This window comes from Coprococcus intestinihominis (genome assembly GCF_040096555.1).
GTDB lineage: Bacteria > Bacillota > Clostridia > Lachnospirales > Lachnospiraceae > Coprococcus_A > Coprococcus_A intestinihominis.
The window spans coordinates 1-2,362 of record NZ_JBBMEK010000365.1; the positions used below are offsets into that span (position 1 = coordinate 1).

3 protein-coding genes are annotated in these 2,362 nt (G+C 45.9%); all 3 read left to right on the forward strand.

The window, feature by feature from the left end:
• Window positions 1-220: 220 nt before the first annotated feature.
• The gene (locus WMO25_RS17185) at window positions 221-1,093 is read left to right on the forward strand and encodes a DegV family protein (protein ID WP_349086389.1); all 873 of its coding nucleotides are present in this window, start codon (window positions 221-223) and stop codon (window positions 1,091-1,093) included.
• A gap of 2 nt (window positions 1,094-1,095) precedes the next feature.
• Window positions 1,096-1,590: a DNA-deoxyinosine glycosylase gene (locus tag WMO25_RS17190; protein WP_349086392.1), complete on the forward strand. Its 495-nt coding sequence runs from the start codon at window positions 1,096-1,098 to the stop codon at window positions 1,588-1,590.
• Between the two features lie 113 nt (window positions 1,591-1,703).
• The coding region (locus tag WMO25_RS17195; RefSeq protein WP_349086394.1) for a DUF6612 family protein at window positions 1,704-2,362 on the forward strand (659 nt) is incomplete at its 3' end.

Below are 2,362 nucleotides of genomic sequence, written 5' to 3' on the forward strand. Positions count from 1 at the left end.
TCGTCTTACCGGCATCAGGATGGGAAATAATTGCAAATGTACGGCGTCTTTCTATTTCCTTTTTAAAATCAGCCATTTTAAATCCTCCATTCAATCTCTGATATTTTAGCGTGAACAGGGCCTTCTTGTCAAGAAAAAGGCGGATATCCTTGCAAAATAGCGATTTTTACGGTATATTAGACAGGTATAGAATTTTTTTGAATATAAGGAGGATTGGCCGATGGCAAGAATCGCTATTGTGACAGACAGTAACAGCGGCATCACCCAGGCAGAAGGAAAGAAGCTTGGCGTTTATGTATTACCGATGCCTTTTGATATAGATGGACAGCCGTATTTTGAGGATATTAACCTGACGCAGGAACAGTTTTATGAGAAGCTGACGGGAGATGCAGATGTATCCACATCACAGCCTTCACCGGATGCAGTCATGTCTCTGTGGGATGACCTTTTGAAGAATAAAGGGTATGATGAGATCGTCCACATTCCGATGTCAAGCGGGCTCAGCAGTTCCTGTGCTACAGCCATGATGCTGGCACAGGATTATGACGGCAAGGTTCAGGTTGTGGATAACCAGAGAATTTCCGTGACTATGAAGCTTTCTGTACTGGATGCCATGAAGATGACAGAAGACGGTTTTTCAGCAGCAGAGATCAAACGGATACTGGAGGAGCAGAAGTTTAATTCCAGCATTTATATTATGGTAGATACATTGAAGTATCTGAAGAAAGGCGGACGTATTACACCGGCAGCAGCAGCCCTTGGTACATTGCTCAGACTGAAGCCGGTTCTGCAGATCCAGGGCGAGAAGCTGGATGCTTTTGCAAAGGCCAGAACCGTGAAGCAGGCAAAGAGAATTATGCTTGATGCGATTCACAAGGATATCGAGACACGTATGGGCGGCGAGGTGAATATGGATAATCTCCACATTGCAGCTGCTTATACACCGGGAGAAGGTGTTGAACAGTGGCTTGAAGAAATCCGCAGGGAATTCCCGGACAAGGAGATTGTGGGAGATCCGCTTTCATTAAGTATATCCTGTCATATCGGACCGGGCGCTCTGGCTATAACAGTGACAAAGAAGACGGAATATTAGAAATGCGTACATATACTCATGTGGTACATGATCTGACACCCGTTTATGATGAGCATTCGCGGATATTGATACTTGGATCGCTGCCTTCGGTGAAATCCCGGGGGCAGTTTTTTTATAATCATCCGCAGAATCGTTTCTGGAAAGTACTGGCAGCGGTGACAGACCATGCGCCGTTAGAAAATGTGGAAGAAAAGAAACAATTTTTGCTGGAGCATCAGATTGCCTTGTGGGATGTGATCGCCAGCTGTGATATTATCGGCTCCAGCGACAGCAGTATTAAGAATGTTGTGGCGAATGATATTGGCAGGGTTCTCTCGGAAGCACCTATCCGGCAGATATTTGTCAATGGCCAGACAGCGTTTAAACTCTATAAGAAATATGTTTTTCCGGAAACCGGAGTGATGCCGGTGTGCCTGCCTTCCACCAGTCCGGCCAATGCGGCCTGGAATATGGAGAGACTGACAGAGGCATGGCAGGTGATTGTCAGAGAATCGTAAGGCTTCCTCCGTTGTTTTCATGCAGCAGGTATGTTATAATCTGAATATAAGATGCATGAAAATGGGGACAAGGACTGGGCTTTGGGGCACAGGGAGAAAGGAAAAGGGGAAGTATGAAGAAGCGATTCTTGGGCATGGTGACGGCAGGAATTTTGACAGCAGTTATGTTGGCGGGCTGCGGAGCATCCACATCAAAGGTAACTGCAGAATCTTTATTGCAGGAAGTCAAGAGTAAATGTGATGCAATGAAGTCTTTGGAGACGCACACAACAGCGGAGATCACACTTGGGTCAGAAGCCCTTGGCGGAACCATGGATTTGACCATGGACATGACCATGCAGACAACCACAGAGCCGGTTGCTAACTACCTGAAGGAAAATATCAGTATTCCGGGGCTAGGTACAGCAATGGATATGGAGAATTACACAGTGGTCCAGGATGACCAGATTCTTTCTTATGCCGGTATAGCGGGCCAATGGATGGTGTCGAAGATGGCCTATGACAAGGATTCTGTAGAGAGAATCAATGCTGCAGCAGAAGATCTGCTTAAGAGCAAGGATTCTCTGAAGTTAGCAGACGAGACAGAAGATGTCAATGGAACAGAAGCTTACATCATTACAGGCAGTATTTCCGGTGCAGATGTGAAGAATCTGCTGAGTTCCATGGAGAGTACCCTCGGCAATCTGACGGGTAACACAGATATGGATTTGGGAGATATTTCTGTTGATTTTACTTACGCCATCAGCAAGGCAGATAAGAATCCGTTGTATAT

Coding starts and splice junctions, on each gene's coding strand:
- WMO25_RS17185 (WP_349086389.1), top strand. CDS start 221: ATGGCAAGAATCGCTATTGTGACAGACAGTAACAGCGGCATCACCCAG.
- WMO25_RS17190 (WP_349086392.1), top strand. CDS start 1,096: ATGCGTACATATACTCATGTGGTACATGATCTGACACCCGTTTATGAT.